The organism is Ruficoccus sp. ZRK36, assembly GCF_019603315.1.
GTDB lineage: Bacteria > Verrucomicrobiota > Verrucomicrobiia > Opitutales > Cerasicoccaceae > Ruficoccus.
Genome location: NZ_CP080649.1, coordinates 357,281 through 380,000 on the forward strand (window position 1 = coordinate 357,281; position 22,720 = coordinate 380,000).

Annotated in this window: 23 protein-coding genes, 2 rRNA genes, 1 pseudogene and 1 riboswitch (1 of these 27 only partly in view); of the genes and pseudogenes, 9 read left to right on the plus strand and 17 right to left on the minus strand. The window is 59.2% G+C overall.

Annotated features, from left to right (window positions below; all coding sequences use genetic code 11):
* Nucleotides 1–17: 17 nt before the first annotated feature.
* Together K0V07_RS01480 and K0V07_RS01485 are read right to left on the minus strand one after the other, a co-directional pair.
* A complete protein-coding gene (locus K0V07_RS01480) occupies nt 18–341 on the minus strand; it encodes a hypothetical protein (RefSeq protein WP_220622762.1) in 324 nt (107 codons plus the stop codon).
* Nucleotides 334–981 carry a CerR family C-terminal domain-containing protein gene (locus tag K0V07_RS01485; RefSeq protein WP_220622763.1) on the minus strand — a complete coding sequence of 216 codons (648 nt, stop codon included), beginning with the start codon at nt 979–981 and terminating at the stop codon, nt 334–336. Before K0V07_RS01485 ends, K0V07_RS01480 begins: the two co-directional genes overlap by 8 nt.
* Nucleotides 982–1,097: 116 nt before the next feature.
* On the opposite strand from K0V07_RS01485, the gene K0V07_RS16475 reads away from it, so the two are divergent.
* Together K0V07_RS16475 and K0V07_RS01490 are read left to right on the plus strand one after the other, a co-directional pair.
* Nucleotides 1,098–1,223: a hypothetical protein gene (locus K0V07_RS16475; protein WP_255568068.1), complete on the plus strand. Its 126-nt coding sequence runs from the start codon at nt 1,098–1,100 to the stop codon at nt 1,221–1,223.
* Nucleotides 1,220–1,597 (plus strand): pyridoxamine 5'-phosphate oxidase family protein, encoded by a 378-nt coding sequence (locus K0V07_RS01490; RefSeq protein ID WP_220622764.1) that lies wholly within the window; start codon nt 1,220–1,222, stop codon nt 1,595–1,597. The genes K0V07_RS16475 and K0V07_RS01490 overlap by 4 nt, the downstream gene beginning before the upstream one ends.
* Before the next feature lie 91 nt (nt 1,598–1,688).
* On the opposite strand, the gene K0V07_RS01495 is transcribed toward K0V07_RS01490, so the two are convergent.
* The 5 genes from K0V07_RS01495 to K0V07_RS01515 all read right to left on the minus strand — a co-directional run bounded on the left by K0V07_RS01495 (nt 1,689) and on the right by K0V07_RS01515 (nt 6,547).
* The gene (locus tag K0V07_RS01495) at nt 1,689–2,438 is read right to left on the minus strand and encodes a FliA/WhiG family RNA polymerase sigma factor (protein ID WP_220622765.1); all 750 of its coding nucleotides are present in this window, start codon (nt 2,436–2,438) and stop codon (nt 1,689–1,691) included.
* Between the two features lie 362 nt (nt 2,439–2,800).
* A complete protein-coding gene (locus K0V07_RS01500; protein ID WP_220622766.1) occupies nt 2,801–3,547 on the minus strand; it encodes a PqiC family protein in 747 nt (248 codons plus the stop codon).
* Between the two features lie 17 nt (nt 3,548–3,564).
* Nucleotides 3,565–4,581 (minus strand): MlaD family protein, encoded by a 1,017-nt coding sequence (locus K0V07_RS01505; RefSeq protein WP_220622767.1) that lies wholly within the window; start codon nt 4,579–4,581, stop codon nt 3,565–3,567.
* Between the two features lie 59 nt (nt 4,582–4,640).
* The gene (locus K0V07_RS01510) at nt 4,641–5,414 is read right to left on the minus strand and encodes an ATP-binding cassette domain-containing protein (protein WP_220622768.1); all 774 of its coding nucleotides are present in this window, start codon (nt 5,412–5,414) and stop codon (nt 4,641–4,643) included.
* Nucleotides 5,411–6,547 carry an ABC transporter permease gene (locus K0V07_RS01515; protein ID WP_220622769.1) on the minus strand — a complete coding sequence of 379 codons (1,137 nt, stop codon included), beginning with the start codon at nt 6,545–6,547 and terminating at the stop codon, nt 5,411–5,413. The genes K0V07_RS01510 and K0V07_RS01515 overlap by 4 nt, the downstream gene beginning before the upstream one ends.
* Before the next feature lie 198 nt (nt 6,548–6,745).
* Between K0V07_RS01515 and K0V07_RS01520 the strand changes: the two genes are divergently transcribed.
* Nucleotides 6,746–7,423, plus strand: coding sequence for an HAD family hydrolase (locus tag K0V07_RS01520; protein ID WP_220622770.1), 678 nt, complete (start codon nt 6,746–6,748; stop codon nt 7,421–7,423).
* Nucleotides 7,424–7,638: 215 nt separating this feature from the next.
* Nucleotides 7,639–9,879, plus strand: a complete 2,241-nt coding sequence (locus K0V07_RS01525) for an ATP-dependent RecD-like DNA helicase (RefSeq protein ID WP_220622771.1) — start codon at nt 7,639–7,641, stop codon at nt 9,877–9,879.
* A 110-nt stretch (nt 9,880–9,989) separates the two neighbouring features.
* Here K0V07_RS01525 and K0V07_RS01530 read toward each other — a convergent pair whose 3' ends face one another.
* Together K0V07_RS01530 and K0V07_RS01535 are read right to left on the minus strand one after the other, a co-directional pair.
* Nucleotides 9,990–11,030, minus strand: coding sequence for a methyltransferase (locus tag K0V07_RS01530; RefSeq protein ID WP_220622772.1), 1,041 nt, complete (start codon nt 11,028–11,030; stop codon nt 9,990–9,992).
* Nucleotides 11,031–11,105: 75 nt separating this feature from the next.
* Entirely contained in the window at nt 11,106–11,939 is an 834-nt protein-coding gene (locus K0V07_RS01535) for a sulfite exporter TauE/SafE family protein (protein WP_220622773.1), read from the minus strand.
* Nucleotides 11,940–12,060: 121 nt separating this feature from the next.
* Here K0V07_RS01535 and K0V07_RS01540 point away from each other — a divergent pair, with 121 nt between their 5' ends.
* Together K0V07_RS01540 and thiC are read left to right on the plus strand one after the other, a co-directional pair.
* On the plus strand, nt 12,061–12,549 hold the full coding sequence (locus tag K0V07_RS01540) for a DUF6714 family protein (protein ID WP_220622774.1): 489 nt from the start codon (nt 12,061–12,063) through the stop codon (nt 12,547–12,549).
* Between the two features lie 70 nt (nt 12,550–12,619).
* A riboswitch (TPP riboswitch) is annotated at nt 12,620–12,732 on the plus strand.
* A 102-nt stretch (nt 12,733–12,834) separates the two neighbouring features.
* Nucleotides 12,835–14,745 carry a phosphomethylpyrimidine synthase ThiC gene (gene thiC, locus K0V07_RS01545; RefSeq protein WP_220622775.1) on the plus strand — a complete coding sequence of 637 codons (1,911 nt, stop codon included), beginning with the start codon at nt 12,835–12,837 and terminating at the stop codon, nt 14,743–14,745.
* Nucleotides 14,746–14,753: 8 nt separating this feature from the next.
* On the opposite strand, the gene K0V07_RS01550 is transcribed toward thiC, so the two are convergent.
* The 4 genes and pseudogenes from K0V07_RS01550 to K0V07_RS16480 all read right to left on the minus strand — a co-directional run.
* On the minus strand, nt 14,754–15,401 hold the full coding sequence (locus K0V07_RS01550) for a hypothetical protein (RefSeq protein ID WP_220622776.1): 648 nt from the start codon (nt 15,399–15,401) through the stop codon (nt 14,754–14,756).
* A 69-nt stretch (nt 15,402–15,470) separates the two neighbouring features.
* Entirely contained in the window at nt 15,471–16,298 is an 828-nt protein-coding gene (locus K0V07_RS01555) for an alpha/beta hydrolase (RefSeq protein WP_220622777.1), read from the minus strand.
* A 204-nt stretch (nt 16,299–16,502) separates the two neighbouring features.
* Nucleotides 16,503–16,793, minus strand: coding sequence for a peptidylprolyl isomerase (locus tag K0V07_RS01560; RefSeq protein ID WP_255568180.1), 291 nt, complete (start codon nt 16,791–16,793; stop codon nt 16,503–16,505).
* A gap of 12 nt (nt 16,794–16,805) precedes the next feature.
* A pseudogene (locus K0V07_RS16480) lies at nt 16,806–17,087 on the minus strand (peptidylprolyl isomerase); the annotation flags it as partial.
* A gap of 372 nt (nt 17,088–17,459) precedes the next feature.
* Here K0V07_RS16480 and K0V07_RS01565 point away from each other — a divergent pair.
* Nucleotides 17,460–17,906 (plus strand): thioesterase family protein, encoded by a 447-nt coding sequence (locus K0V07_RS01565; protein ID WP_220622778.1) that lies wholly within the window; start codon nt 17,460–17,462, stop codon nt 17,904–17,906.
* Nucleotides 17,907–17,936: 30 nt separating this feature from the next.
* Here K0V07_RS01565 and K0V07_RS01570 read toward each other — a convergent pair whose 3' ends face one another.
* Nucleotides 17,937–19,745 (minus strand): sodium:proton antiporter, encoded by a 1,809-nt coding sequence (locus K0V07_RS01570; protein WP_220622779.1) that lies wholly within the window; start codon nt 19,743–19,745, stop codon nt 17,937–17,939.
* 94 nt (nt 19,746–19,839) lie between these two features.
* Here K0V07_RS01570 and K0V07_RS01575 point away from each other — a divergent pair, with 94 nt between their 5' ends.
* Nucleotides 19,840–20,571, plus strand: coding sequence for a glycerophosphodiester phosphodiesterase family protein (locus K0V07_RS01575; protein ID WP_220622780.1), 732 nt, complete (start codon nt 19,840–19,842; stop codon nt 20,569–20,571).
* Between the two features lie 117 nt (nt 20,572–20,688).
* A complete protein-coding gene (locus K0V07_RS01580) occupies nt 20,689–21,060 on the plus strand; it encodes a DUF805 domain-containing protein (RefSeq protein WP_220622781.1) in 372 nt (123 codons plus the stop codon).
* Between the two features lie 77 nt (nt 21,061–21,137).
* Here K0V07_RS01580 and K0V07_RS01585 read toward each other — a convergent pair whose 3' ends face one another.
* The 3 genes from K0V07_RS01585 to K0V07_RS01595 form a co-directional block, all read right to left on the minus strand.
* Nucleotides 21,138–22,286 (minus strand): hypothetical protein, encoded by a 1,149-nt coding sequence (locus tag K0V07_RS01585; protein WP_220622782.1) that lies wholly within the window; start codon nt 22,284–22,286, stop codon nt 21,138–21,140.
* A gap of 74 nt (nt 22,287–22,360) precedes the next feature.
* Nucleotides 22,361–22,476, minus strand: a 5S ribosomal RNA gene (gene rrf / locus K0V07_RS01590).
* A 214-nt stretch (nt 22,477–22,690) separates the two neighbouring features.
* Nucleotides 22,691–22,720, minus strand: a 23S ribosomal RNA gene (locus tag K0V07_RS01595); it runs 2,757 nt beyond the window's last position.

A 22,720-nucleotide genomic window follows, 5' to 3' on the forward strand; every position in this document is an offset into this window, starting at 1 on the left:
TAGGTCCGGGTCTTACTCTAGGACGCATCTGCATCGAAACCCGGATAGAGGTCCGCACCGGCGATAATGGCCTCGGCCTGCGCCTGACGCAGACGCGCCCAGGCAGACGCGAGATCGAGATTCCCGCCCATGCCCTGGTCTTCCAGCTCGTTCAGGTCAGCCCTGGCGAAAGCTGTCCACCACTGGTCTTCCCGGGCGACGGCGGAGACGGTTTCGTCGTCACCATAACCGGCCGGGAGCGGCTGTGTCGTCTCTGCCGACGGGGTATTGGCAGAGTATTGGCAGCCACCAAAGACGGCGGCTACAGTGAAAGCGACTGAGATGCTGTAGATTTTATTCACGCTCCTGGATCTCCTTTTGCTTTTCATGGATGCCTGCCAAGGCAAAACGCAAGGTATGCTCAATCACCATTTCGACGTCAAAGGGCTTATGGGCTCGGCGGCGGGTAGCCATCTGCCGAATGGCCCGGTTGAAATTAAAAAACTGAAACAAGGCGATGATTGAGAGGCGGCACAGACCGCAGTCCTCGTCGGTCGCCTGCTCACCGAGCAGCTCGCGCACGATGCGGATCAAGACGCTTCTCTCATCGCTGACCACCTCGTCAAAGATAAACTCAAGCGCATCGGTGGGCTCGGCGATCTCTTTGGCGAACATGCGGGGGAAAAGCCCGCCAACGCCCTCGTCAAAGATCCGGCGACAGTGCATGGCCAGATATTGGCGCAGTTGGTCTTCCGTGGCCAGTCCACCCATATCGGGGAGAGGATGCTTCTCCTGCGCCTGCCCATAGGCATGGCACAGCGCCTCCCGATAGAGCCCGGCCTTATCCCGGAAGTGGTAGTTCGCGGCAGCCTGATTAGCACCGGCCTCCTGACAAATCTGAGCCAGCGTCGCCCGCTTGTACCCGTGCAGGGCAAAGCACTCGGCCGCCGCCTGTAGCAGGCGCACCCGGGTTTCTCCATTTTTCTTTACCAACTGGCTCATGAACGAACCATAAAACGACAGATTCGAACAAAAGTTTCAAACAAACACTTCAAATAAATATTTTAATAATAAAAGCCGACGAATCGCGTAAGCAAAGCTATTACCCCTCGACGGCCATGCTTAAATCTAGCCCCTTCGGCCCCTGGCCGCTGGACACGCCCCTGCCCCACGGCACAGACTGTGCCCAGCTGGCGGAAATCGTCTGCCCAAATATCCACACAGAGAAAAACAACGACCGATGAAAACGATACCCGAAGCGATCCTGAAAGCCTGGGACGAAGAACGAGAAGGCTTCTGCATCCTCACAACCGCCACCCCGGACGGCGAACCCAACGCCATCTACGTGGGCATCGTCGGGCACTGCCCCGAAGGCTTCTTCATCGCCAACAACTACTTCCACAAGACGCTGGCCAACCTGGAAGCCAACCCGAAGGCCTCGCTGCTGTTCATCACCAAGGAGCGCAAAGCCTACCAGATCAAGGGTACGATCTCGTTCCTGACGGAAGGCCCCGTCTACGACGCCATGAAGGCCGCCAACAAGCCCGAGTACCCCGGCCACTCTGCTGCGCTCCTCAGCGTTGAGACCATCTACAGCGGCGCCGAGCAACTCGTCTAGGCGAAGCCGTACACCATCCGTTTACAAAAAAACCCGGACGCCATAAGCGCCCGGGTTCTATTGCTGCTGTTCGTTGACCTCTTGAAAAAGTTTACTTAACGCGCTGAATCAGGCGGCGAAGCGTACCCAAAGCCTGCGTGTGAATCTGGCAGATACGGGCCTCCGAGACGCCGAAGACCTCGGCGATTTCCGCCAGGCGCATACCTTCGTGGTAGTACATGGCGAGCACCTTGCGCTGACGCTCAGGCAGCTCCTCGATCAACTCGACCATCATCTCGATGTACTCGCTCTTCTCAAGGTCTTCGTAGCAAGGGCGGCTATTCTGGTCGGCAATCGCCTCATGCAGGGTCGCTTCAGTGTCTTCATCCTGACCACCGGCCCCATCGAGCGAGACCAGAACGATCGGGCGAGCCTTCTGCTGATAGCGCTCAAGCTCAGCCATCGTCAGGCCCATGGCATCAGCGACTTCGGCATCCTGAGGAGCGCGACCCAGCTTCTGCTCAAGCTCTTCGACCACCTTGCTCAGCTCACGCACCTTGGCGCGGCGCGTACGCGGCAGAGAGTCCATGCGGCGCAGCTCATCGAGAATGGCCCCGCGGATGCGGAGGGAGGCGTAGGCCTTAAAGGTACCGGATTGCTCGGGGTCGAACTTCTGGACCGCGGCGACCAGGCCTGTAACCCCGACGCTGTGCAGTTCCTCAAAGTCGGCACAGCGAGGCAGGTACGAAAGCATGCTCTTAACCACGGTGTTCACTAACGGGTAGTGTTCCTCAAGCAACTCATGCTGGCAGTTATCCAGTTTGCGAGGCTCGGGCTTGCGGACAGTGGTTTCAGATTTCATGGGTGGTGTTGGTAATGTCGTTTTCGCTATGCCCTATTTATACCACGCCCCGTGCCAACAACACAAACACACACACAAGTAGTTGATTTAGAATGTTATAAAAAATATTAAAATTTTCAACCCCAAAGCCCAGCCCCAAATCGCAATGCATAATCACTGCAAAATATAACCAAAATCATGCATTTGCATTCCTTAAAATAGAGTAATAACCCTTTATCACTGGGGGATTCCCAAATACACAAGAGCCATTTAACCCTACTCCTCCACCCAGCAAAAAACCCGCCCCCAGACAGGGACGGGCTGAAATCTACAGGCCTTACTTAAGTTGGATAATAGCCGGACAAATGCACCAGTGCCGGCACCTACTCCGTGGAGATGGTGCGGTAGTGCGATTTGAGCATGCCCTTACCGGCATCAGCGGTATCGTCCTTACCGGGCATTGTCGCGCTGTCCTCCTTAGACTTACCATCATCACCAGAGCCCTCTGCCTGGCTATCGAGCTTCTTGATCTCGGAGGCGATGTCCCTACTCAGGCGAATAAGCGTCTGACTCTCGGCCTTTACGATATCATCAAAGTTCTGCGTATTACCGGCGATGGGCTGAGTATAGGTGACCTCGCTGACAGCGACGGTCTCGCGGTCGCCCCCATCAAGCCGCTCGATGCGGTAGACCGCACGCAGCACAACCTCATTCCGGTAGGTGTATGCGCCAAACTCCTGGACGATGACCTGGACGTTGTAATCACGCGGGAAGGTCTGCATCCACGGGAAAGCCGATACCTTACCCGGTCCCATGAGGACGAGCAGGTTGCGCCGGATCGTCTCGCCAATGCCCTGAGACAGGGGCTCGCTCCAGCGATTAAACTCGTTGTACTTAACTTCGTTGGGAGCGGTATAGATAACCATCTGGGGGCGATCCAGGGTCGAGGGGATCTGCACTCGCGTCAGGCCGACACTGGGCGGCTCCCCCTCAAAGGAGACCGCCTCGCTGCCCTCGGGCATAGGCGTGAGCACGTAGAAGCGCGACGGCGAGGAAGAATCGCCGATGGAACAGCCGCCCAACGCGAGCAGGCTGACAAACAAAAGCGGAGCAAGGATGATGTTACGCATGATAAATAATCTGAGGATTAGTTCTCCTGTTTACCGATCAACAGTGCGCTGGGGTTGCGCTCCAGATAGTCGGCCAGCACACGGATAGAGCGCATGGCCTCGCTCATCTCGAAGAGAGAGCTTTCGAGCTGATAGCGCAGCGGTGATTCCGGCTCTATCATATTGTTCAGGTTCCCGGTCAGGCTATCGATACGCGTCAGCGTCGTCCGGGCACCATCGAGAGTGAGCTTGAGGTCGGCGATGACCCCGTCGAGGTCCTTATCCAGCATGGCGATAAACTGGCGCCCGTCAGCGAGAGTCTTGTTCAGATTACCCGACAGGCTCTTGAGCTCCGGATCAGAAGTGATCGCGTCGAGATTATCGAGCAGGGCGACCGCCTTGTCGTTAATTTCCTTAAACTGGATCTGGGCTACACCGTCATCGAGCCGGGTCAGAATATCGTTCGTCTTTTCACCGATGCCCTGAAAGTCGATCTTACTGATTTTATCGACCATAGTGGTGACCTTCTTGATCACTTCGGTCAAACCGGAGGAAACGGTCGGAATCTCCTTATACTCGTACTCACCGGACTCCGGGTCGCGCTGCTGCACGTAGTAGGCAGGCCCGGCATTCGGGTCGTAGTCCAGCTCGATAAAGAGCATACCCGTGACAAAGCTGGCCTGCTGGAGCTGGCCGCGCAGCCCGAGGATGTCGACCTGCTCCTGAAATATCTTGTCGTCACTGAGATCTACGTCCACGCCGAGCGTGTTTTTGAGCCGATCGATGTCGATCTGGATAAAGACCGGAACGTGCGGCGACTCGTCATCCTGATTGAAGCGGATGCGAATCTGAGTGACCTGGCCGATGCGTACGCCCTTGAACTTGACGGGCGCGCCGACCTCCAGGCCGTTAATGGAGTCCTCGAAGTACAGGATGAAGGTCTCGGTCTTACGGAAGATGGTGCCCGAGCCGAAAATGACCAACGAGACGACTGCCAGAACGACGGCCCCCACCACGAACATGCCGATGGCGGCAGGATTGGCTTTTTTGCTCATACGGTATATTAGGAAGTTAGCGGATTAGGTAAGTTGGGCAATGGCTTTTTTAGCGGGGCTCAGAGGATTTGAGGAACCTCCTCCTCGCCACGACGCAGGAAGGTGCGCACGGCCATGTTCTCGGTCTGATCCCGCAAGTCATGCGGGTTACCAATGGCTCCCTGGCGCCGCGTGGCGGCGTCGAGGAAGATCGCCTTGTCGGCAATCGCGAAAATACTGGCCAGCTCGTGGGTCACGACCACGACGGTCGCCCCGAGGCTATCACGCAGCTCCAGGATCAAGTCGTCCAGGCGGCGCGAGCTAATCGGGTCGAGACCGGCGGAGGGCTCATCGAAGAAGAGCACATCGGGGTCCAGGGCCATCGCGCGCGCCAGGCCGGCACGCTTGCGCATCCCGCCGCTGATCTCGGACGGGTAAAAGTCTTCGAAACCGCGTAAGCCCACCAGCGACAGCTTGAAGGTGGCAATGTCGCGGATCTCCTTCTGGGAAAGCTTGGTAAACTCGCCCAGGGGCAGGCCGACGTTTTCCGCCAGCGTCATGGAGCTCCACAGCGCCCCGCCCTGGTAGAGGACCCCGAACTTCTGGAGCATGAGCAGCTTCTGCTCGTCCTCGGCGTGGTTAAAGTTCTCCCCGTCGTAGAAGATATCGCCTTTGGCCGGGTCTTTGAGGCCGATCAGGTGCTTGAGGAGCGTGCTCTTACCGCAGCCCGAACCGCCCATGATCACGAAAACCTCGCCCTTTTTGATCTCAAAATTGAGGTCCTGCATGACCACAAATGAACCGTAGGCCATGGTCAGATTCTCGACTTTGATCTTTGCGGGGTCTTCGCTCATATCCCGAGGATGTTAAAGATGACGGCGAAAATCGCGTCAGCGACGATGATGCAGGTGATGCCCGTCACCACCGCTGAGGTGGCGGAGACACCGACGGCAGCGGAACTGTCCCCGCACTGCATACCGCGCAGACAGCCCGTGGCGGCCACGATCACCCCGAAGACGACGGACTTGATCAGGCCACTGAAGAAATTCGGCAGGTCAATCGCGGCAATGGTACGCCCGACAAACTGCTGAAAGGAGATATCCAGCGTGGTCAGGCTGACGACCAGCCCCCCGAGGATACCAATAAAGTCAGAGAAAATAACCAGCAGCGGCAGCATGCAGCACAAAGCGATCATGCGCGGCAGCACCAGAAACTCCATCGGGGAGATGCCGAGCGTTTGCAGGGCGTCGATCTCTTCAGAGACTTTCATCGTCCCCAACTGCGCCGCAAAGGCCGCCCCCGTCCGGCCACACATGACAATACCGGTCATGATGGCACCCATCTCGCGGACCATGGCCAGACCGACCAGGTCGGCCACATACACGGTGGCGCCAAACTGCGCCAGCTGTACCGCACCGACATAGGCCAGAATCAAACCGACCAGAAAGCTGATGAGGGCAACAATCGGCAGGGCCTCGGCCCCAGTCTGCTGCACAACCAGCCACAGGTCACGCCAGCGGAAGCGGGCTCGCCCTGTGAAAAAGCGGAAAAACGAAATCGCTGCATCCCCCAGAAAGGTCAAAATGTCCCAGACCTCTTCGGCCAGTGCCAGACTGTGCGAGCCGACACGGTAGAAGACCGAGCGGGTGATCTCGCCACGGGCGGCATCCTTTTTCTCGGGAACGGCGGTAGCCAGATCCATCAGGCCGCTGGCCCCCTTGGGCAGGCCGGTATAGTCCACCTCCAGGTTTTTCTCCTGGGCGAGATCCCAGCAGCGCAGGATAAAAGTCATCAAGCCACTGTCCCATGCCGTGACCCCCTGCGCATCAAAGGCCAGCTTGTTCAGGCCGGAGGCAAGCTCCTGCTGCACGCGGTCAGACTCAGGAAGCTGCTGCTGCATCTTCCAGGTTCCACTGAGCACGATCGTCAGACAGTCGCCGCCATCGCGACGAAAGTCCAGTACGGGTGGTGCGTCTGGTTCCGGCATAGTTTAGGGGGAGACGAACATCATGCCCGTCAGGTGAGAAAGTCAGGGGTCATCCCCCCGGGGTCAAGCAAAAGGCTGGCCATCTTGGCCGGGATTGGCAATTTATCATGCGCAGCCTTTATTTTTAGCCACTTGAAGTGCACATGTGCATGCGGTGTGCTGCCTAAAGGCGGACTTGAGCTACGCTATCTTTATACTATGGGGCAGGACATACAGAGCATTCTCTTCGATCTGGACGGGACACTGATCGACCATTTCACGACCATTTACCGCTGCTACCGCCACGCCCAGAAGGTCTTCGGGCTGGAGCCGGCCAGCTACGAAAAGGTACGGGCGACCGTGGGCGGGTCCGTCCCGATCACCATGGAGCGCCTGCTCGGCAAGGAATACGTCGAGGAGGGTGTGAAGCTCTTCCGGGCGCACTATGCGGAGATCTGGAAAGAGGACCTGCGCGCCCTGCCCGGCTCCTTGGAGCTGCTCAAGGCACTTCACGAGAAAGGCTACCGTCAGGCGATGTTTACCAACAAGGAGGGTAGCAACGCCCGCCTCATCTCCGACTATCTCGGCTACACACCGTATCTGGAAAAGGTCATCGGTACCGGCGACACCCCCTGGCGCAAGCCGCAGCCGGAGTTCACGCACTATGCGCTGGAGCAGTTGGGAGCCCATACGGAGACGACGATCATGGTCGGGGACTCCCCCTGGGATATCGCTGCCGCTGACGCAGCCGGGCTGCCCTGCCTCGTCGTAGCCACCGGCAGCCACTCGATCGCAGACCTCGCCGCCAACTCCCCCGCTCCGCTCGGGGCCTATGCCGACCTGGCCGAGCTGGGACGCGAGTTCTTCAATGTGGAGATCGAACCCTGCCCAGCGTAAGCTGGAGCCCATTTCATTTTAAATTAACCGCAAAGGGCGCCAAGTGCACGAAGGCCTTGCGAATAGATGGACATTTTCTTAAACAATACCCACTTCGGAAAAACATGCTAAAATAGCATTTTCCCCGCAAAGTCACTCGAAGGAGCGCAAGGCAATGTCTTTTTTCTTTCCAACTTTGCGACCTTTGCGGTTAAAGACCATTCTCACCCACAGCTTTGCCCAATCCCACTGACAGTCCCGATACCCTGACCGGCACGCTGGAGCGTATCGTCTTCGCGAACGAGGAAAACCACTACACGATCGGCGAATTCCGGCCCAATGGCCAGCGCCAGCCCGTGACGATCGCCGGGAACCTGCCCGGTGTGCAATGCGGTGAGACCCTGGAGCTCAACGGCGAGTGGCAGCGCCACCCCGTCCACGGCCCGCAGTTCAAGATCAAGACCTTTACCAGCAAACTGCCCTCCACCGTCCACGGCATCCGCAAATACCTCGGCAGCGGAATGATCCCCAACATCGGCCCGAAGTTCGCCGAGAAGATCGTGGACCACTTCGGGGTCGAGACGCTGAAGGTCATCTCGGAGGAGTCCGGCCGCCTGCGCGAGGTGCCCGGCGTGGGCAAGCAGCGCGCCAAGGACATCAAGCTCGCCTGGGAGTCCCAGCAGGCTCAGCGCGAGATCATGCTCTTTTTGCACACCTACGGCGTCAGCACAGCCCTGTGCACCCGCATCTACCGGCGCTTCGGCAACGAGGCCAAGACCATCCTCGAGCGCGACCCCTACCGCGTGGCCCGCGACATACAGGGCATCGGCTTTAAAACCGCCGACCAGATCGCCCGCAACATGGGCCTGCAAAACGACAACCCCCGCCGTCTGGAGGCCGGGCTCATCTTTGCGCTGGAGGAGGCCGAGAGCGAGGGACACACCGCCTTTGCCACACCCGACCTGATCGAGCACGCCGTAAAGCTCCTTGAAGTCGATCCGCACCTGCTGAACAAACCGCTGAAAAGCCTCGTCGAGCAGGGCGCGCTGGTCCCCTCCGGTGCCGGAGCCACCGACGCGGCGGAGCTGTTTTCGCCGCAGACCATTCTCCAGCTCCCCAACTCGCACCGGGCGGAGATTGTCGTCGCGCACGCCCTCCGCGACCTGCTGGACACCTCCTCGTGCCTGCCCCCTATTATTATAGACAAGGCCGTGGAGTGGGCGCAGCAGCGAGCGGGCTTCGAGTTCGCGCCCGAGCAGGCGACCGCGATTTCCTCCGCTATCGCCAACAAGGTCTCGATCCTTACCGGCGGCCCCGGCACCGGTAAGACCACCATCCTCAAGGCGCTGGCCGACATTTTAAAGGCGAAGAAAGTCCGCCTGCTCATGGCCGCCCCCACCGGGCGCGCCGCCCAGCGTATGGGTGAAACGACCGGCGCACCCGCGCAGACCATTCACCGGCTGCTCAAGTTCGACCCCTCGGCGGGGGGATTCAGCGTCAACGCCGATAACCCGCTCCCGGCGGACTTCGTCATCGTGGACGAGACCTCGATGCTCGACAGCAAGCTCGCCGCCTGCCTCCTTCGCGCCATCCCGGCACGGGCGCACCTGCTGCTGGTGGGCGACGCCGACCAGCTCCCCAGCGTCGGCGCGGGTAATGTGCTCGGCGACCTCATCGGTCTGGCCGAGAAAAGCGGCGGCCTGCCGCACGCTCCAGCCGTCACGCGTCTGTCCCAGATTTTCCGGCAACAGGCGCGCAGCCGCATCGTGCTGACCGCCCACGCCATCCTCCACGGCGAGGCAGCCCCGCCCGCCCCGGTCGAGGACCCCGCGCACTGCGATCCGTCCGAGGATCTGCACTTCATCGCCGCCCCCGAGCCGGAACTGTGCGCAGAGACAGTCGTGGCCCTGTGCCGAGACTGCATTCCCCGCTGGTATCCGCACCTCGACCCGGTCATGGATGTGCAGGTGCTCCCCCCGATGCACAAGGGCGCGGGCGGCACGCTGAACCTCAACGCCCTGCTCCAGCAGTCGCTCAACCCCGGTCAGCCGGGCGTGACGCTCGGCCCCTTCCGCTACCACCGCGGCGACAAGGTCATCCAGCAGCGCAACAACTACGACAAAAACCTTTTCAACGGCGACCTCGGGCGTATCAGCCATATCAATACAGAGGCCGGGACCGTCGCCGTACGCTTCGAGAACGAGGTGCACGACTTCACGCGCGGGGAGATGACGGACCTCAACCTGGCCTACGCGATCAGCATCCACAAGAGCCAGGGCAGCGAGTTCCCCATCGTGATCATCCCGCTGCTCAAGCAGCACTTTGTCATGCTCCAGCGCAACCTGCTCTACACCGCCATCACCCGCGGCCGTAAGAAGGTCTTCCTCGTGGGCGACCCCACCGCCTACGCCATGGCCGTCCGCAACCGAGAAAGCGCCAAGCGCCTCACCGCGCTACGGGACAAGATCGAGGCGTGAACGGCAGCGAGCAGCGCACAATGCTTGCAGTCTATCCCCGGACACCCAAGAGCTTCCAAGCCTCCGATGATAAAAGCACTTTGTCCTATTAGTGCCTCAGTGAATGAAAATCATACGGGCTTGCTCGCACTCACCAAATAGAAATAGCCGAAGAGCGGTTCGCAGGAAAAGTCTGTAAAACCGGCCTGGGCGAGCATGGCTTCGAATTCGCCGGGCGTGTACTTCTTGCCGCGTTCGTGCACCAGCATGGCCAGCGTGGCGCAGGCGGCAAAGAGCGGACCGTCTCTGGTTTCGGCCAGCGGGATTTCGCACAGCAGGATGCGGCCACCGGGCTTGAGGGCCGCGTAGGCACGCCGGGCCAGTTCTTCGCAGAGCTCCGGCGGCCAGTCGTGAAAGATATTGCTGAAGAGAGCGGCGTCGTAGCCGCCCGGCCACTCGTCCCGAAACATGTCCGCCGCCAGCGTCGTCACCCGATCGCCGACCCCGTAGTGGTCGATCCGCTCCTGCGTCAGCGGGCAGACCGCCGGCAGGTCCATCGCCGTGACCAGGATGGAGGGATTTTTCAGCGCGAGGGCGCAGGAGTGCGAGCCCGAGCCCGCCGCCACATCGAGCAGCCTCGAAATCCCCCGCAGGCACGCATGCTCGGCCAAGGCACTGGCGACCGGCAGGGTGTGGACGTGCATCAGGTCGATGAAGGTCCGCATCTTCTCCGTGCTCAGGGCATCCATGCTGACGGCGCGGGTATCTGTCGGCCGGTCGCCTTCGAGGATGGCACGCCGCATGGCGGTATAGAGAGTGTCGCCCCCGGCAGGCTTGGAGACGAAGTCCATCAAATGCGGGGGATAGAAATAGGGACTCTCGGGCGTGAAATAAGTGCGCCCTAATTCCGTCGTTCCGAAGCGGCCGTCCTCACCGCGCTTGAGCAAACCGAGTGCAGCGCTGACCGCCACCAGCGCCTCGGCCGCGCGAGGCCCGATCGACAGCAAAGATTCAACCTCCTTGATTGTGCGCGGGGTGACGTTGAGTTTTTCGTACAGGCCCAGCTCCTGGGCGATGGCAACTGCCGGGAGCGCATAGGGCCGGTAGATCAGTTCATGAATACTATGGTCGTCCGCGACCGGGAGGGGAAGGTCGTGACGGGTGTCTACCATGCCCACACCTTGATCAGGCCCCCTGCCCCTGTCGAGAAAATCGTCGGAGGGCGGCAACCCGGAACGGCGCTCCGCTCAGAAAAGCGTCTGGTAAAAATGATCGCGGCCCCAGATGAGGACGAACGAGGTGATGCAGCCCAGCACGAGCGAGAAGATATAGATCGTAAAGAGCGAGGACTCGGAACACTTGCGGTAGGTCAGCGCACCGGCCCAGCCCCCCACGATCAGCACGGGCAGCAGCAGCACTGCCGTCCCGAAGTTACCCAGATGCAGGATACCCAGTAGGAGCAGTGGCGCGAGCTTGAGCAGGTTTTGCACGCCCAGAAAGCAGGCCTGCGCCGCCACGAAGCGCTCCTTGTGCTGGTGGAAGCGGACAAAGAAAACCGTCAGCATCGGGCTGCCGGAGTTTGCGACGACCTGACTGGCCCCCACCGCCGTCCCCGCACAAAAGGTCTCCCACCAGCGCGGCAGGCGATCCGGGCCGCCCTTGGCGATGCGGGCGCGCAGCATGATCAGCACGGTATAAAAGAGCGTCAGCCCGCCGACCACGTACTCGAGGTTGTGCTCGACATCCGCCTCCTCGCCGGAGTTTACCAGCGCCCACAGCGCCAGCCCGCCCAGCCCCGTCCCGACCACGGCGGCGAATAGCAGCGGGCTCAGCAGCGTCCAGACGACCTCCTTGCGGTGCTGCCAGCTACTGATCGCACTGGCCACGAGCATGAGCGTCGCCAGCACGGCCAGCCCGTCTTTCGCGCCGATAGCGAGGATGATGAGCGGCGAAATGACAAAACCGCCCGCCCCCAGCGCACTCCGGGTGAAGCCCATGTAAAACGACGCAAACAGCGCCAACGTACAGCAGAACCACGGTGCCGGATGTTGCAAGAGCGGCTGAAGGGCGGCCTCGAACATGTCCCGCACTGTAGGGGACAGTTCGGCTCTGGCCAGCGAAAAGCTCCGACCAGACAGAGCGGTTAAAATAGGGATGAAACATTACATCGACTCAACACGCACTTTGCGTTCTATAAATGTCATGGAAATTTCGTCCAAAGAAGCACGCGGAAGAGGTTACGAAGCAGACGAGATTGCCCGCATCGAACTCTCCGAAGAAGGCCATCTCGAAGCCACTAAGTTGCTAAAACGTATCGATCAAACGTTTGTCAATATCCCGAAACCCGCCATTACCCTGAGCGTAGCTCGGGAGATTGATGAGTGCTGGACAGTCACGCCCAAACGGGCTGCCGAGCTTGCTCTCGAGGACCCGGAAACCGATTGGCGAGAGGTATCCAAAGAAAAGGTCAAAGCATTCCAAGAGTACTTTTCCTTTTCCGATGCCCCCGGCTGGAGATTCTACTTACCCGCCTTCATGAGCCACTACCTGAGAGACTTCCCGCATAATGGCTATAACGCGGTCTATCAGGCGTGCCTCAACAGGGAGCATATCGACGAGCTACCCAAAGCGGAAATGGAAATCGTGGATGCCTTTGTCTCCCTGTGCCAAAAGTACGACTTTCTCGGATAACCGACCCAGCCCGCCCTGGCGGCTATTTGAGATATGGGGTTGCGAAGCGCGCGATTTTACCTAAAGGTGTGCCTAAACAACGGGGGGCTCCGCGCGCGGGGCTGAGAGGAAGGCTCGACCGGCCTTCGACCCAAGGAACCTGATGCGGGTAATGCCGCCGTAGGGAATGAAAAAGCACCGGAAGGGCCTTCTCAGCATGCGCAATCCGGACATTTCGCTCCCCGGCGGTTTCGCTCGAATCGGATCCCGACTCAGAAACGAAGAACCGCCTCAACCACATCTATTATGAGCGAAACCACCGGCCAGCTTTTCCCGAAATCCACCCGCGTCGTCATTAACGGCAGCCGTGAAGACATTCGCGTGCCCATGCGCGAGATCGAGCTCTCCCCCACCCGCCTGCCCGACGGCACCCTGGAGCAAAACGCACCCATCCGCGTCTATGATACCGCCGGCCCGTGGGGCGACCCGGAGTTTCACGGTGATGTGACCAAGGGCCTGCCCGAGATTCGCGCCGCCTGGATCGATGAGCGCGGCGATACCGAGGCCTACGGTGGCCGCGAGGTGCGCCCCGAGGACGACGGCTACCTCTCCGACGTTCACGCAGAAAAGGCCCGCAACCGCGACGACAAGAACAAGCTCTTCGCCTTTAACCGCGAGGGCCGCCGGCCGCGCCGCGCCAAGCCCGGCGTCAAGTCCATCTCCCAGCTGCACTACGCGCGCCAGGGCATTATCACGCCCGAGATGGAGTACGTGGCCATCCGCGAGAACCTCAAGCGCCACCAGATCCGCGAGGAGGCGCTCAGCTCCGCCGAGTCCGCCGGCCTGCCCTCCAACGACATCCGCAAGCAGCACCCGGGTATGTCCTTCGGGGCCGCGATCCCCGAGGAGATCACCCCGGAGTTCGTCCGCGACGAGGTCGCCCGCGGCCGCGCCATCATCCCCTGTAACGTCAACCACACCGAGCTGGAGCCGATGATCATCGGCCGTAATTTCCTCGTAAAAATCAACACCAACATCGGCAACAGCGCCGTCAGCTCCTCCATCGAGGAAGAGGTGGAGAAGATGCGCTGGTCGGTTAAGTGGGGCGGCGACACCCTGATGGACCTTTCCACGGGCAAAAACATCCACCAGACCCGCGAATGGATCCTGCGCAACTGCCCCGTGCCCGTCGGCACCGTGCCGATCTATCAGGCGCTGGAAAAGGTCAACGGCAAGGCCGAGGACCTGACCTGGGAGCTTTACCGCGACACGCTGATCGAGCAGGCCGAGCAGGGCGTGGACTACTTCACCATCCACGCCGGCGTCCTCCTGCGCTACATCCCGCAGACCGCCCGCCGCATGACAGGCATCGTCAGCCGCGGCGGCTCGATCATGGCCAAGTGGTGCCTGGCCCACCACAAGGAGAATTTCCTCTACACCCACTGGGACGAGATCTGTGAAATCTGCGCCGCCTACGACATCGCCTTCTCCATCGGTGACGGGCTGCGCCCCGGCTCTATCGCCGACGCCAACGACGCTGCCCAGTTCGGCGAGCTGAAGACGCAGGGCGAGCTGACCACCCGCGCCTGGGAGTACGGCGTGCAGGTCATGAACGAAGGCCCCGGCCACGTGCCCATGCACATGATCAAGGACAACATGGAGAAGCAGCTGGAGTGGTGCCACGAGGCGCCCTTCTACACGCTCGGACCCTTGACCACCGACATCGCCCCCGGCTACGACCACATCACGAGCGGCATCGGCGCGGCCATGATCGGCTGGTACGGCACCGCGATGCTCTGCTACGTCACCCCGAAAGAGCACCTCGGCCTGCCCGACCGCAACGACGTGCGCGAGGGCGTCGTGACCTACAAGATCGCCGCCCACGCCGCCGACCTCGCCAAGGGACACCCCGCCGCACAGGTCCGCGACAACGCCCTGTCCAAGGCGCGCTTCGAGTTCCGCTGGGAGGACCAGTTCAACCTGTCACTCGACCCGGAAAAGGCGCGCTCGTTCCACGACGAAACGCTCCCGGCCGAGGGCGCCAAGGCCGCTCACTTCTGCTCGATGTGTGGCCCGAACTTCTGCTCGATGAAGATCACCCAGGACGTGCGCGAGTACGCCGAGAAAAAGGGCATCACCGAGGAAGCCGCCCTCGAGGAAGGCATGCACGAAAAAGCCGAAGAGTTTAAGAAAAAGGGCGCAAACGTGTACTCGTGAATCGCTAGCTAATCACTAAGCAGACGAGTCATTTCATGCTTAGTCATCACTCGGTTTTTATTTGTTTCACTGTCTAGAGAAAGATAAACAACACCTCTTCGTATTGATTGGTTTGAGTCTCTTTGCGAGAAGCTTTCGTTTAATCTGTTAGCTTCCTCATCCGAAACCGTTAGATCATGCTCGACGGTAGCGAACGGCAAATCGGCTTCAGACCAAAAATCAAATCTAAGACGATACGATCCAGAAGACAAAGAAAGCTTAGGAGACGAGCGATAGTCCCATATATACTCAACATTGGCTGTTTTTGTTGATCGTCCAATAACAGGTAAAGCATGTGCCGTTTCAGCCTGTATCCACGTAGCTCCGTCATTTGAAATTTTCCGAAAATGATGCCAGACCATGTAGAAGTTATCGTTAGTCGAGTCAGCCTTATTTAAGGTAAGAGAACATCGCCTGACGACTCCGACCTGATTAGACTGATTTGCGATAGTAGTCGGTACGGTTATAGTCAGGCCTCGATCATTATAAATAACAACAATAGATGGCCCAACATAAGCAGATAAATCCGGACGCTTAAAATAAGCCATGTAAAGAGAGAATCCTGATCCACAAAGGCTTAACAACGAAATAATAATAGCAAGAGCCTCAGGAGTCATATACCATCTATTGCCAACAAATACTCAGAATTTCAATTATAATCCATCCAGACAGAAAATGCGACCCCGCTAGAAGCCCAGCCGCATGAGCCAGTTTTCGGCGAGGGCGCGCCACTGGTCGGTGCCGGGTTGGCGGCGGTTTCCGATAGAGACGAGGCCGAGGCCGTGCGCTCCTTCGGGGAAGACGTGCACCTCGTGCGGCGTACCGTTGGCCTGCAGGCCCATGGCCATGAGGTAGGTGTTTTCGACAGGGACCCCGGCGTCGGCAGCAGTGTGCCAGAGGAAGGTCGGGGGCGAGTTCGGGTTGATGTGTTTTTCCCAGCCGAGGGCCTCAGCCTGCTCCTTGGTCACGTCCGGACCGAGCAGGTTTTTAAAGCTGCCCACGTGCATAAAATCGCTGGCCGAGAGGACCGCATAGGAAAGGATCGAGGCATCGGGGCGGGCACTGGTGTCACCCAGCGTGCCGTCGGGGTCGAGCAGCCAGTCGGCGCGGTCAAAGCCCTGCGAAGTGCAGGCACAGAGGTGGCCACCGGCGGAGAAGCCGATCACGCCGATGCGGTTCGGGTCGATGTTCAGCTCGTCGGCGTTGGCGCGCAGGTAGCGCATCGCGTAGAGCGCCTGCTGCTGCGGCTGCGGGTAGAGCTCGGGCTCCGGCTCGTCCACGCGGTTGACGGTGTACTCCAGCACGGCGGCAGCGATGCCCATGGAGTTAAACCACGCGGCCACGGGAGGCCCCTCCTGGTGGCTCACACCGGAGTAGCCGCCACCGGGCAGCACCAGCATGCAGGCTGGCTTCTCGGCATCTTCCAGAAAATGCGGGTAGAAGCGCGCTTTAGACAGAACCGCATCCGTGGGATGCAGGGGTTGGGAGGGCTCGTTGAACATAGCGGCACCCATGCTAGGACTGTTTAAACCCACCCGACAAGCCGACATACATGCACAGGCACAAAAAAGCGAAGGCCCGTATGGAGCCTTCGCTTTTGAAAGGATGTGCCATCTGCGGCCCGCATTCCCGGGGTAGCCGCCTTTCTGCCAGCGCAGGGGCAGCGACTGCAAGGAGCGATGGGGCAGAGCCCCATCATTGCCCGCGGGGGCACCCCGCTAGCTGCGGGCGGTGACTTCGATCAGGTGGAAGCCAAAGTCGGTCTTGACCGGGCCCTGCACCTCGCCGACCGGCGCGGTGAAGACCACGTCTTCAAATTCCTTGACCATCTGGCCCTTGCCGAAGGTGCCCAGCTCGCCACCACGCTTACCGGAGGGGCACTTGCTGTGCTCAGCGGCGACGGCTGCGAAATCCGCACCACCGGAGATCTGTTTCTTCAGGTCTTCGCACTCGGCCTCGGTCTTGACGAGGATGTGGCGAGCGCTGGCCTGGCCGGGAGGAGGCGGCAGCGGCTTACCCTCTTCACTGCGGGCGGTGACCTCGATCAGGTGGAAGCCGAAGTCGGTCTTGACCGGGCCCTGCACCTCGCCGACCGGCGCGGTGAAGACCACGTCTTCAAATTCCTTAACCATCTGGCCCTTGCCGAAGATGCCCAGCTCACCGCCGCGCTGGCCCGACGGGCACTTACTGTGTTGGGCGGCGACTGCCGCGAAATCGGCGCCACCGGCGATTTGCTTTTTGATGTCCTCGCATTCGGCTTCAGTAGCGACGAGGATGTGACGTGCGGATGCTTGGGTTGACATAGAAGGCCGAGCTTTTCAGTTTTTGCCACCGCTGGCCATGGTAAAATCCCGGACGCGGGAAAAAGTCCGCGTGTATGCAAGCGCAGTCGGCAGGCAAAACCGCCCTCATGATACGCTCCTACGGAATCAACAGGAGGAAGAGCAGCGTCAAACCAGCAAGGAGCAGCGTCTGCCACAGGAGTGGATGAAATTTATCGTCAGCTTTCTGTTTCATCGCGCAATTAGTGGGGTTGTTACCTTAATCGGCACGTTCCAATGAACCTTAATCTCCTTATCGTTATTAGAGCGTTAATTTCCCTCCCATATTCCCGTGCCCGGAGGTGTGTTTTCGTGCTGGCTTCACTCCCCGGCAGAGGCATAGGCTAAGCGACTATGGCCGAGGCATTTCAATATCGCCGTATGGTGGACTTTTGCGAGACCGACATGGCCGGTATCGCCCACTTCTCGAACTTCTTTCGCTGGATGGAGGCGGCTGAGTCCGCCCTGCTGCGCAAGGTCGGTGTAGCCCTGACCGCCAGCGATGGCGTGACCGACTACGGCTGGCCGCGCGTGCGCGCCTCGTGCTCCTATCATGAGCCGGTCCGCTATAGCGACGAGCTACAGATCGAGCTGACGATCAAGACGATCAAGCTCAAGGCCGTCGAGTATGTCGCTAAGTTTTACGTAGGCGAAGGCGACGATCGCCGCCACGTAGCCACCGGAAAGATGACCGCCGTCTATGTCACGAAGCCAACCGCTGGCGGGCCGATGAAATCGCTCGCTCTGCCACCGGACCTGCTTCAACGCCTTGCCCCCTACGCCGAGGAAATCATTGCCTAAGCGGGGCCTTTATTAACGGGCAAAGTAAAATCACACCTCAGCCTTTTCACGCTCCTGCGTGACGGTCTCCAGAAAGACCAGGGTCGACCCAATGCGCGGCTTAATGCGGGTCTTGGCACTGAAGATACGGACCTTTCCGTCGTCATCGACGCAGAACATCAGCAGCGCGCGGTTGCCGTAGTGCTCCTCGAATTGCGCGAGCTCGAAGTTCTCGCGCAGCGTGACGTGGTTCAGCTTAGCCCCGCGCTCAAACTCACGCTTCAGCCAGGTAAAGGATACATCCTGCCCGAAGACCGGGTTGACAGTCTTCGACGTCGAGGAGGCGTCGATCTCACGCTCGGACCGCAGCGGGTAGATGTCCCCCTTTTCGATGAAGTGCGTCAGCGTCGTCTCCGCAAAGCTGTTCACCTCGTCATTGGCGGTCAGAGCGAGGGCGTGGCCGATGCCCGTCAGGTCGAGGTTTTCCAGAAACTCCTCGGAAAAGACATTCCCGCAGTCGGCATTCAGCCCCTCGTGCACCGCCTTGCCGACGTGGTAGCGGTTTGAGTCAATCAGGCGCACGCCCACCTGCAGCGACTTCAGCTCTAGCGCGATCGAGCGCGCCCACTCATGAGCACCGATGATGAGCACTCCCTGCGGGTCGAGGTTAGATAATCCCAACCGGGCCGAGATCGGGCCGGCCAGCAGACCGTACACGAGCACCGTCGTAACGATGACCAACAGCATGACTGCCAGCATCGTGGCGCCCACCGCGGTGTCCCCCTGCTGCTCGATCCGCAGTGCGAAAACCGAGGTCAAAACCATCGCAACCATCCCGCGCGGAGCGAGCAGCATGAGCAGGACCCGCTCGCGCCAGTTCGTCTGCTTAGAGCCGAACGTCGCCACAATCACGGCCACCGGCCGCACAATCAGGATCAACGCGACAATAAAAATAGCGCTCTGCCAGCCTAGCACGGCGAAGTCCTCGAAGTTCACACGAGCGGCCAGCACAACAAAGAGCGAGGAGATGAGCAGCACCTGCAGGTTCTCCTTAAACTCGATAATATGCCGCACATTGAACACGGACTGGTTCGCCAAAATCACCCCGAAGAGCGTAACCGTCAGCAGTCCGGACTCCTCCAGCACGGCGTTCGAGGCGGCGAAAATTCCCAGTACCAGCGCGAGGACGAACAGGTTATGCAGGAACTCCGGCATGAGCTTCGCACGTACGAGCGCGATCAGGATAGCCGCAGCCGCACCGGCCAGCAGGATACTCGTTAAGAGTGTCTCCCCGAGTCCCAACAAGATAACCGCGGTCGCATCGTCGTAGTGGCGGGACAAATACACCTCGAACACCAACACCGCCAGCAACACCCCGAGCGGGTCATTCAAAATCCCCTCCCACTTGGCGATCGCTTTAACCGTACCGCGCGGGCGAATCGCGCGCAGCATTGGTCCAATCACGGTAGGCCCGGTCACTGTCAGCAGCGCCCCGAAAAGCACCGACAAGATGGGTGAAAAATCGAGCAGCGCCCACGACATCCAGCCAGCCATAGCCCAGGTCACAGCCCCGCCGAGCGTAACCAGCCGCAGGATCGATGTCCCCCCCTTGGCCAGATCTCTAAGCTTGAGGCTCAGTCCGCCCTCGAACAGGATGATCGCCACCGAGACCGAGACCAGCGGGAAAAGCACCTCGCCGAAAGCTTCATCCGGGCGGATCAGCCCCGTCAACGGCCCGGCAGTTAAACCCGCTGCCAGAAGCAGCAAAATCGCAGGTATCTTTAGCCGCCAGCCGATCCACTGAGCAGCAGCTCCAACAGCTAAAACGAGGACAAATGTTCCAAAAAGTGAAATTTCCATGGGGGAAAAGCGGGTTCAAATTGCAGATGGCGTGCCATTCGCTATCCCATTTACAGCCAGCATCGGAAAGATTGACTAACATACCAGCCTAAAAATGCTTATCATCGCACATCGAGGAGCCTCCGGAAAAGCCCCCGAAAACACGCTCGCGGCGGTTCGCCGAGCCTGGAAACTAGGAGCAGACGGCGTAGAGATCGATATTCGCCTGACTAAAGACGGCGTCCCAGTCTGCAGCCATGACGAGCGAACGGGTCGGCTCAGCGATGTCGACCATGCCATCGCGGATCTCACCCTCGCCGAGCTCAAGTGCATCGACGTCGGCGACTGGAAAGACCCAGCCTACGCGGGAGAAACCATCCCCACCCTGGAGGAAGTTCTCGATACCATACCCGAGCGCAAGACTCTCCTCATCGAGGTCAAAGATGTGCCTGCAACCGAACTCGCCCGCGCCCTCACGCCGATTCTTGAGCGCCGAAAAGCGTTCATCGCCTCGCGCCAGGTGTATTTCATGAGCTTTTTCCCGGACCTGCTCTGGACGCTTCAGGGGCATTTTCCGGATCTGACCCAGCTCCTGCTCGCCGACAAGCTCATCCGTCTGCCGCCGAAAATCCCGCACCATGTCCCCTCAGACGCGCTCCCGGTGCATGGGATCGGTTTTTCCCATAAGCTCGATATCCCCGCGGCGACTCTCGATGCCCTTAGCCGAGCGGGAGCCATCCTGGCCGTGTGGACCGAGAACGATCCCGAGCGCCGCCAGTTCTGGGAGGATGCCGGCTTCGACTACCTGATCACGGACTGGCCCGAGCGCTTCATCACAGGCTCCTGAGCGTTAGCCATACTGAAAGAGTATCGACAAATATATATGATTTAGTACCTTACGCATCATGAGCGGGCGCTGCGCCGGCTTTTCTCTCAGAATCCTAATCTCAATCATACACTCACTATGGATTTCAAACAGCTCTATCTCTCTATCGACGGACGCATCGGCCGCTCCACATTCTGGCTGAAATTTGCCCTGCCGATCATTATTATTTCGATCATCCTGAACATCATCGCTGGCGTGATGGCAGGTACTGACCCTAACAACCCCAATCCGGCCGGGTTCGCGATCGTGGGTATCTGGAATCTGCTGCTCATCTATCCGAGCATCTGCGTCTATGCAAAGCGCTGGCATGACCGTGATAAATCAGCCTGGTGGATTTTGATCGGTTTGATTCCATTCATCGGAGCGATTTGGACACTGATTGAATGCGGGTTCCTTAAGGGCACGGACGGCTCCAACCGCTTCGGCGAGGACCCCGTCCCTACCGCCTAACCAACATAAGACCAACACTTTACCAAAAGTGCCGACTAGCGAACAGCTGGCGGCACTTTTTTGTGCCCGACAATAACTCAATACCCGCGATCGAGCAGCCAGAGTCGGAAAAACGGGTCGGTAAAGCACTGCTCACTGTCTCGGGCAATCAGTATATCGAGGTCGTTTAAGCGATCAACACATCGGCGTACAGTCGGCGCATGCGTGATCCCGCTGGTTCTCAAAAACTGGGCAGAGGTCACATGTGCACCACCAATTTCCGCCACCGCTCGCAAAACCTGCTGCTGCTTACCGGTCAGAGCCCCCCAATCGCGCTCGAACTGCGCGCGCTGCATGGAAAAAATCAGCTCATAGCCTTCGCGGAGGCTCTCAAGCGTAATGGATTTCGAATCCAGGTGCGCCATCCAGAGCGCACTGCACAGCTTTTGCGTCTCATTCGGATGGCCTTTTGTCACCGAGAATATCTCCGGCCAGACGGCTTCGTCCACCTTGTACCCTGTTTCCGCAAAACGTTTGTTAAGAAACACTTGAAAAGACTCCCAAGGCAGGTAACCGATCTCCATCAGCACCGCTGAGTCCTTAAAGGGACTGTCGTGCCCGGTGAAAAGCAGCCGCATTTCCTGGCGAATGCTTCCCAGAAAAACAAAGGCACCGGCCTGCTGTTGGATTTTACTGCGCAAAATCGCCTGCACCTCGCGTGAATCGGGCAGATTCAGCACCGACTGGAACTCATCGAAGACCACCACACACTTCTCCGAGGAGAAATCCGTGCACAGAAAATCCACCAGCGGCTCCAGATCTGTCGGCCCCGTCAGCGCCTGGGCATCCAATCCGATGACGGGCGCACCATCCTGATTCAGTGTTAATGTCGGGCGCAGCGAACTGACCGCCTTAATAAAACGCTGCACGAGCGTCATATTTCCACGTCGAGCCACCGCACTGGCGATCCGTTGGGAGAGCGAGTGCAGCGACTGCACCTCATAAATGTCGATAAAGAGGGAGCGATATCCCTTCAGACCGCGCACAGCCTCCTCAACGAGAGAGGTTTTCCCGATCCGCCGCTCACCATAGAGGACGACATTCTGTCCTGAGCGCAGGTACTCGCGCAACATGCGCACCTCAGGCCGCGCACAGAAGTCTTTCTTCTGCACCAGTTTGCCGTAACGAAAGGGATTAACTGTGGAACGACCCATAGGCATACGGTAGCACAAACCAAGTTTAAACAAAAGTGTTTAATCCGAAACCAGGTATCCGGGCAAAAAAAGGCCCGTTACCTCCTTTCGGAAGAAACGGGCCATAAACCTGGCAATAACCTACTCTCACACCACATCAGGTGGCACTACCATCGGCGGCTGCGTGCTTAACGAACGTGTTCGGGATGGGAACGGGTGTTTCCACGCGCCTGTGGTCACCAGTTGGCGGCGGTCATCGGGGTCGTACTGTATTCCTCAGAATACAGACCCGTCTGGGCCGGAACTTGTCGCGAGGTGACTCACACTCTTTGCCAGAGTTGCGACTATCTAAAAAGTGAAGTTCAAGCGTTGCGTGCAAAGCTATACTTTGCGTGCGCAATATAAGAGATTGTTTATCCTCCCACCCATAAAGGCGGGTGGAAAAACGGTGGTGCTGTAGAATCAAACCTATTGGATAATTAGTAGCG

Excerpts from the sequence above, each read along its gene's own strand:
- K0V07_RS01485 (WP_220622763.1), bottom strand. The coding sequence starts at position 981 with ATGAGCCAGTTGGTAAAGAAAAATGGAGAAACCCGGGTGCGCCTGCTA.
- K0V07_RS16475 (WP_255568068.1), top strand. The coding sequence starts at position 1,098 with ATGCTTAAATCTAGCCCCTTCGGCCCCTGGCCGCTGGACACGCCCCTG.
- K0V07_RS01490 (WP_220622764.1), top strand. The coding sequence starts at position 1,220 with ATGAAAACGATACCCGAAGCGATCCTGAAAGCCTGGGACGAAGAACGA.
- K0V07_RS01495 (WP_220622765.1), bottom strand. The coding sequence starts at position 2,438 with ATGAAATCTGAAACCACTGTCCGCAAGCCCGAGCCTCGCAAACTGGAT.
- K0V07_RS01500 (WP_220622766.1), bottom strand. The coding sequence starts at position 3,547 with ATGCGTAACATCATCCTTGCTCCGCTTTTGTTTGTCAGCCTGCTCGCG.
- K0V07_RS01505 (WP_220622767.1), bottom strand. The coding sequence starts at position 4,581 with ATGAGCAAAAAAGCCAATCCTGCCGCCATCGGCATGTTCGTGGTGGGG.
- K0V07_RS01510 (WP_220622768.1), bottom strand. The coding sequence starts at position 5,414 with ATGAGCGAAGACCCCGCAAAGATCAAAGTCGAGAATCTGACCATGGCC.
- K0V07_RS01515 (WP_220622769.1), bottom strand. The coding sequence starts at position 6,547 with ATGCCGGAACCAGACGCACCACCCGTACTGGACTTTCGTCGCGATGGC.
- K0V07_RS01520 (WP_220622770.1), top strand. The coding sequence starts at position 6,746 with ATGGGGCAGGACATACAGAGCATTCTCTTCGATCTGGACGGGACACTG.
- K0V07_RS01530 (WP_220622772.1), bottom strand. The coding sequence starts at position 11,030 with ATGGTAGACACCCGTCACGACCTTCCCCTCCCGGTCGCGGACGACCAT.
- K0V07_RS01535 (WP_220622773.1), bottom strand. The coding sequence starts at position 11,939 with ATGTTCGAGGCCGCCCTTCAGCCGCTCTTGCAACATCCGGCACCGTGG.
- K0V07_RS01540 (WP_220622774.1), top strand. The coding sequence starts at position 12,061 with ATGGAAATTTCGTCCAAAGAAGCACGCGGAAGAGGTTACGAAGCAGAC.
- thiC (WP_220622775.1), top strand. The coding sequence starts at position 12,835 with ATGAGCGAAACCACCGGCCAGCTTTTCCCGAAATCCACCCGCGTCGTC.
- K0V07_RS01550 (WP_220622776.1), bottom strand. The coding sequence starts at position 15,401 with ATGACTCCTGAGGCTCTTGCTATTATTATTTCGTTGTTAAGCCTTTGT.
- K0V07_RS01555 (WP_220622777.1), bottom strand. The coding sequence starts at position 16,298 with ATGGGTGCCGCTATGTTCAACGAGCCCTCCCAACCCCTGCATCCCACG.
- K0V07_RS01565 (WP_220622778.1), top strand. The coding sequence starts at position 17,460 with ATGGCCGAGGCATTTCAATATCGCCGTATGGTGGACTTTTGCGAGACC.
- K0V07_RS01570 (WP_220622779.1), bottom strand. The coding sequence starts at position 19,745 with ATGGAAATTTCACTTTTTGGAACATTTGTCCTCGTTTTAGCTGTTGGA.
- K0V07_RS01575 (WP_220622780.1), top strand. The coding sequence starts at position 19,840 with ATGCTTATCATCGCACATCGAGGAGCCTCCGGAAAAGCCCCCGAAAAC.
- K0V07_RS01580 (WP_220622781.1), top strand. The coding sequence starts at position 20,689 with ATGGATTTCAAACAGCTCTATCTCTCTATCGACGGACGCATCGGCCGC.